General features: G+C 73.6%; 4 protein-coding genes and 1 pseudogene. All 5 read left to right on the plus strand.

Annotated elements, in window-relative coordinates; translation table 11 throughout:
• Positions 1 to 847, plus strand: a pseudogene (locus HW130_RS34930) (DNA polymerase III subunit gamma and tau); the annotation flags it as partial.
• Positions 848 to 908: 61 nt separating this feature from the next.
• On the plus strand, positions 909 to 2,159 hold the full coding sequence (gene purD / locus HW130_RS34935) for a phosphoribosylamine--glycine ligase (RefSeq protein ID WP_177153791.1): 1,251 nt from the start codon (positions 909 to 911) through the stop codon (positions 2,157 to 2,159).
• 409 nt (positions 2,160 to 2,568) lie between these two features.
• The gene (locus HW130_RS34940) at positions 2,569 to 4,230 is read left to right on the plus strand and encodes a hypothetical protein (RefSeq protein WP_177153792.1); all 1,662 of its coding nucleotides are present in this window, start codon (positions 2,569 to 2,571) and stop codon (positions 4,228 to 4,230) included.
• A 210-nt stretch (positions 4,231 to 4,440) separates the two neighbouring features.
• A complete protein-coding gene (locus HW130_RS34945; RefSeq protein WP_177153793.1) occupies positions 4,441 to 5,901 on the plus strand; it encodes a N,N-dimethylformamidase beta subunit family domain-containing protein in 1,461 nt (486 codons plus the stop codon).
• A 94-nt stretch (positions 5,902 to 5,995) separates the two neighbouring features.
• Positions 5,996 to 6,895 (plus strand): phosphoribosylaminoimidazolesuccinocarboxamide synthase, encoded by a 900-nt coding sequence (locus tag HW130_RS34950; protein WP_177153794.1) that lies wholly within the window; start codon positions 5,996 to 5,998, stop codon positions 6,893 to 6,895.
• The last annotated feature ends 74 nt before the right edge of the window (positions 6,896 to 6,969 follow it).

Here is a 6,969-nt window from a genome sequence, read left to right on the forward strand (position 1 = left end):
CGGTGCCGGCGGAGCCCCGGAGGCACCGCGGCGGCCCGGCGGCTGGCCCACCGCCTCGGCCCCCGGCCAGGGCACACCGCCCGCCGCCCCCCAGCCACCGCGGACCTCTGAGCCCGCGCCCCCCGGCCCCGCCGCTGCCGCGCCCGCACCGGGCCCTGCCATGTCCCAGGGCGCCGGCCAGGTACGGAACATGTGGCCGGACATCCTGGAGGCCGTGAAGAACCGCCGCCGCTTCACCTGGATCCTCCTCAGCCAGAACGCGCAGGTGGCGGGCTTCGACGGCACCACGCTCCAGCTCGGCTTCATCAACGCCGGCGCCCGGGACAACTTTGCGAGCAGTGGCAGCGAAGACGTCCTGAAGCAGGCGCTCGCCGAGCAGTTCAACGTGCAGTGGAAGGTCGAGGCGATCGTCGATCCGTCCGGCGGCACGGGTGGAGGGCCCGGCGGCGGCCAGTCCGGCTCCGGCGGTCACGGCGGCCAGTCCTCGGGCGGGTCGGGAGGCTACGGCGGGCAGTCCGGTGCCGGCGGCGGTTACGGCGGGCAGGGCGGTTACGGACAGAGCAGGCCACCCGCCGCCGCTCCGGCCCCGCCCGCCCCGGCGGCCCCCGCGCCCCGCCCCGCCCCGTCGACTCCGTCCACGCCTCCTCAGGCGGCCGCGCCGCAGTCGGCCCCCGAGCGGGTCCGCCCGGCGGAGACGTACAGTCCGCCGCCGCCCCCACCGGTCTCGCTGGAGGACGACGTCCCGGAGGAGGACGATCCGGATCTCGTCGACTCGGCGCTCTCCGGGCACGATCTGATCGTGCGCGAGCTCGGCGCCACGGTCGTGGAGGAATACACGAACGAGTAGCGGGCCTGCCCTCGGAGGCCCGTACGACGCTGCCGGGCGCACGGCGGTTAGGCTTGCGCCCGTGAAGGTCCTCGTCATCGGCGGCGGCGCCCGCGAACACGCCCTGTGCCGCTCTCTGTCCCTCGATCCCGACGTCACCGCTCTGTACTGCGCGCCCGGAAACGCCGGTATCGCCGAGGTCGCCGAGCTGCACCCGGTCGACCCGCTGGACGGCCCGGCCGTCGCGCGGCTCGCCACCGTCCTCGGCGCCGAGCTCGTCGTGGTCGGCCCGGAGGCGCCGCTCGTCGCCGGTGTCGCCGACCAGGTCCGCGCCGCGGGGATCCCGTGCTTCGGCCCGTCGGGTGCAGCGGCGCAGCTGGAGGGCTCCAAGGCCTTCGCCAAGGACGTGATGGCCGGGGCCGGAGTGCCCACGGCCCGCAGCTACGTCTGCACCACCCCCGAGGAGATCGACGAGGCGCTCGACGCCTTCGGCGCCCCGTACGTGGTCAAGGACGACGGGCTCGCCGCCGGCAAGGGCGTCGTGGTCACGAGTGACCTGGAGCAGGCCCGCGAACACGCGCTCGCGTGCGGCCGGGTCGTCATCGAGGAGTACCTCGACGGCCCCGAGGTCTCGCTCTTCGCCATCACCGACGGCGAGACGGTCGTGCCCCTGAGGCCCGCCCAGGACTTCAAGCGCGCGCTCGACGGCGACGAGGGCCCGAACACCGGTGGCATGGGCGCGTACTCGCCGCTGCCGTGGGCCGACCCCAAGCTGGTCGACGAGGTCATGGACACCGTCCTCCAGCCGACGGTCGACGAGATGCGCCGCCGCGGCACGCCCTTCTCCGGGCTGCTGTACGCGGGGCTGGCGATCACGTCGCGCGGTGTGCGGGTCATCGAGTTCAACGCGCGCTTCGGCGACCCGGAGACGCAGGTCGTGCTCGCCCGGCTGAAGACGCCGCTGGCCGGGGTCCTGCTCGCCTCGGCGAACGGCACGCTGGACACCCTTCCTCCGCTCAAGTGGCGTGACGACGCGGCCGTGACCGTGGTCGTCGCGTCCCACAACTACCCGGGCACGCCGCGCACCGGCGACCCGATCGAGGGCCTCGACGAGGTCGCCGCCGAGGACACGCCGCACGCGTACGTCCTGCACGCCGGTACCAAGCGCGACGGCGACGCGATCGTGAGCGCCGGCGGCCGGGTGCTGTCGGTGACGGCGACGGGCCAGGACCTGGCCGAGGCGCGCGAGCGCGCGTACCGCGCGGTGTCGCGCATCCGCCTGGAGGGCTCCCAGCACCGGACGGACATCGCCCGCGCCGCCGCGGAGGGCTGACCGGCGGGGCCGTTCCGGCTCCCGTACACGAGCGTTCTTCCCGGACGGGGCCCGGCGCACAGCGCGCCGGGCCCCGTCCGTGTGCCGGATCCGGTCGAACCGTCCGCGCCCGGCTCCGTCGCCGCCGCTGCGTGCGGGAAGCCGCAGCCTCGTGCGTACTTCCGGTAACACCGGTCCGACCTGCACTTCCACGCCCCGGTCCGCTGCCGTCCGCCGCGTCCGATGCATTGCCCGAAGCCATTCCATCGAGTGATGGCTGAGCCATCCGGATGACGGTCGCCGAAGCCCCAACTAGGGTGCGGCGCAGGGGTTCCGGCACTTGGCCCACCGGCATTGCGATGTCAGTGGGCGGTGCCACAGTGGGGGAGTGACCAACACCGTCGCAGGGCAGAGGGGGTGACGTCCGGTCGTGACCGGTACCGCTATCGGGGAGTCGGTGGGCGCTCGTGGCGCCCGTTCCAAGGCCTTCGCCGTGCTGCGTGTCCGCGGTTGGGCGGCGGCCGTGGCGCTGCTCCCCGCGGCCGTCGCCGTGATCCTGCTGGCCGGCGGTGCGACGGGGAGGATGAGCGGTGGAGGCTGGGACACCGCGCGCTGGACGGTGACCGCGTGCGCTGTGGTCGTGCTGCTCACGGCCGCTGCCGTCGCCGCGGTGATCGCCCGGGCCGCCCCCGCGCTCAGCCCGACCGTGGAGCTCCCGGAGCGCTCGGCCCCCGATCTGTACCGGCTGGTCCACGACCTGGCCGAACGCCTCGACGTGCCCGCGCCGTCCGCGCTCGCGCTCACCCCCGACTGCGACAGCTGGCTCGAGGACCGTACGCACCCGGCGCACGCGATATCCGGGGCCAGGCGGAGCCCGGGCGAGGCGCCGGTCCTGGTCATCGGCTCGCCCTTCCTGTGGTGGATGCGGGTCGCCGAGCTGCGGGCGGTGCTCGGCCCGGTCGTCGCGGGCACCAGCCTCGCCGCCGACCCCGACATAGCCGCCGCCCGCCGGTTCGTGCGGGGCCTGGACGCGGCGGTCGCCGACGCGGCCGGCCCCCGGGAATGGTCCATACGCAGGCCGCTGTCCCTCGTGACCGGCCGGATAGCCCGGCTTCTGCTGCGCGGCTGTCAGATGCACGCGGCCGAGATGGAGCGCTGGGTCGCCGCCGCCGCGTCCGAGCGGGCACAGGGTGTGGACTACGGTCTGCGGATCGTCGCCCAGGAGCAGGTGGGCCTCGCCTACGCGGGCTGGGACCGGCTGCTGACCCGGGTCGCCCTGCCCGCCTGGCACATGGGCCGCTGGCCCTCGCGGCTGGACGCGGGCGTCGTGGCGGCCCTGACCGAGCTCTCCCGGCGTGACCGTCTCGCCGAGGGCTTCACCTCGCGGCTGGGCGAGCGTCCCGCCTGCGACCTGCTGGAGGAGCCCGGCACCGTGGACGAGGCGGCGTCGCTGCTGGCGGCGCGGCTGTTCCACGGCGGCCCTGCCGAGGGCGGCCCCGACTGGTCCCCGGTGGACTGGCAGCACTATCCGCACGAGGTTGTCGACCGCAAGTGGCGTACGGAAGCGGCCCGTATCCACCGGGTCCTCGACGAGCTGGGGGTGCCGCCCGCGACCGGGCCCGAGGGGCCGACCCTCGCCCGCGTGATCGAACATCTGTCGCAGCGGCCCGACAGTGCGGCGAGCGACGATCTCGCCGCCGCGCTCACCGCCCGTACGGCCCGCGAGGAGGCGGCACGTGAGCCGACGCGGGCCCAGGGCCGGCCGGCGGCCGCCCTGGACGGCGCGGGCGACGTGCTGGCCCTGTGGGGCGGGGACCCGCTGCCGCTCTTCCCGCTCCAGCCGCCGCGCAGCGGCCGTGACCTGCTCGCGGACCATGTCGTCGCGATGGTGTGCTGCACGGCGATCGACACCGTGGGGGCGGCGCCGGGCCTGGACTGGCTGGACGGCCCCGCCCTGCTGATCGACGGCGAGCGGCGGGCCGACCTCATGGCGCCCGTGCTGAGCCTCGTAGAGGACGGCGACGCGCAGCCGCTGCGCGTCTGGCTGGGTTCCCTCGGCGTCCGGCCGGAGAAGCCGGTGCGCCTCGCCTGAGCCGCGTCGGTGGCTTGCCACCCATGGCTCGCTCCGGCCCTCGGACTCCTCATCCGGCCCTCGGGCCCCTCATCCGGAACGATCTCTTCTCCTTCACGTCTATTCGCGACGAACGGTGACGGAGTGCGTGCGTTATGTGATGTGCTGGAGACCGGCGCTGAACAGGTCGGCGCATCGACGATGTACCGGGGCACCGAGGGAGGGCGCAGCATGGGGGCGGAGCAGATCCGGCGATGGGAATCGGGCGCTCTCGCCCACGCCGTCAGCGATCCCTTCGGCCAGGGCCCGCTGCCCTGGCTGCGCGGCGGTGAGCACTACTTCGGCGACACCGGCCAGGTCGTCCCCTGGTACGCCGACCCGGCGCTGGCCCGCGGCGGCTCCGGTCGCCCGCGCACCGCCGATGACGTACACCGCCAGATCAAGGGCTTCGTGTCACCCGGGGCCGCCGCGCCCGGCGAGGCGATCGATTTCCACATCACCGTGGATCCGCCGCAGCAGTTCTCGGTCGACGTCTACCGCATCGGTCACTACGGCGGCGACGGCGCCTCCAAGATCACGACGAGTCCGCGGCTGTCGGGCATCGTCCAGCCGCCCCCGCTCACCGCCGACCGCACGGTCTCGTGCCATCACTGGTGGCTCTCGTGGCGGCTGCAGATCCCCTCGTACTGGTCGATCGGCGCGTACGTCGCCGTGCTGACCACTCTCGACGGCTACCGCTCCCACATCCCCTTCACGGTCCGCGACGACCACCCGGCCGACCTGCTGCTGCTCCTGCCCGACCTCACGTGGCAGGCGTACAACCTCTATCCGGAGGACGGCCGCACCGGCGCGAGCCTGTATCACGCGTGGGACGGGAACGGCCGGCTCCTCGGCGAGGAGGACGCCGCCGTCACCGTCTCGTTCGACCGCCCCTACGCTGGGGCCGGCCTGCCCCTGCACGTCGGCCACGCCTACGACTTCATCCGCTGGGCCGAGCGGTACGGCTACGACCTCGCCTACGCCGACACCCGCGATCTGCACGCGGGCCGCGTCGATCCCTCCCGCTACCGCGGCCTGGTCTTCCCCGGCCACGACGAGTACTGGTCGGCGCCCATGCGCCACGCTGCGGAGACCGCCCGCGACCGCGGCACCTCGTTGGTCTTCCTCTCGGCCAACACCATGTACTGGCAGGTCGAACTCGCTCCCTCCCCTTCCGGTATGCCCGAGCGCCTGCTGACCTGCCGCAAGCGCCGCGGCCCCGGCAAACCGGCCCTGTGGCGCGAGGTCGACCGGTCAGAGCAGCTGCTGCTGGGCATCCAGTACGCGGGCCGGGTCCCGGAGCCCTCCCCTCTCGTCGTGCGCAACGCGGACCACTGGCTGTGGGAGGCGACCGGCGCGGGAGAGGGCGACGAACTGCCCGGTCTGGTCGCGGGCGAGGCCGATCGCTACTTCCCGCGCACCGCGCTCCCGGAGCACGTCAGCCGCATCCTGCTCGCGCACTCGCCGTACGAGGACGGCGACGGCGTGGTGCGCCACCAGGAGACGTCGCTGTACCGGGCTCCCTCCGGCGCTCTGGTCTTCGCGTCGGGGACCTTCGCCTGGTCACCGGCGCTGGACCGGCCCGGCCACGTGGACCCCCGCATCCAGCGCGCGACGGCCAACCTCCTCGACCGCATCTGCAAACGCGACTAGGCGACGATCCGGCGCGTCCGGCACCCCTGCTCAGGAGACTCCCGCCCGCATACGGGACAATCGGAGCCGTTGTACGTAACCACGGGGAGGAACCGTGTCCGGATTCGTCGAAAAGCCCGAGCCGATCCAGGTGCCCGGCCTGATGCACGTGCACACCGGCAAGGTGCGCGACCTGTACCGGAACGAGGCGGGTGACCTCGTGATGGTCGCCAGTGACCGCATGTCCGCCTACGACTGGGTGCTCCCCACGGAGATCCCCGACAAGGGCCGGGTGCTCACCCGCCTGTCCCTGTGGTGGTTCGAGCAGTTGCAGGACCTCGTCCCGAACCATGTGCTGTCCACCGACCTGCCCGCCGGCGCCCCCGCCGACTGGGAGGGCCGCACCCTGATCTGCAAGTCGCTGAACATGGTCCCGGTCGAGTGCGTGGCCCGCGGCTATCTGACCGGCTCCGGCCTCGCCGAGTACGAGCAGACCCGTACGGTCTGCGGTCTGGCGCTCCCCGAGGGCCTCGTCGACGGCTCCGAGCTGCCTGCCCCGATCTTCACGCCGGCCACCAAGGCAGCCGTCGGCGACCACGACGAGAACGTCAGCTACGAGGAGGTCGCCCGCCAGGTCGGCGCGGAGACGGCCGCCCACCTGCGCCGCACGACGCTCGACGTGTACGCGCGCGCCCGCGACATCGCCCGCGAGCGGGGCATCATCCTGGCCGACACCAAGTTCGAGTTCGGCTTCGACGGGGAGACCCTGGTCATCGCGGACGAGGTGCTGACCCCGGACTCCTCCCGCTTCTGGCCCGCGGCTTCCTGGGAGCCCGGCCACGCGCAGCCGTCGTACGACAAGCAGTACGTGCGTGACTGGCTGACGTCCGCGGCCTCGGGTTGGGACCGCAGGAGCGAGCAGCCGCCGCCCGCGCTGCCCCAGGACGTCGTGGACGCGACCCGGTCCAAGTACCTGGAGGCGTACGAGCTGCTGACCGGGACGGCCTGGCAGTAACGGCACACACGAAGAAGCCCCCGGCGAGATCGCCGGGGGCTTCTTCATCTGAGCGGACGACGAGATTCGAACTC

Source organism: Streptomyces sp. PKU-EA00015 (genome assembly GCF_013387495.1).
Classification (GTDB): Bacteria; Actinomycetota; Actinomycetes; order Streptomycetales; family Streptomycetaceae; genus Streptomyces.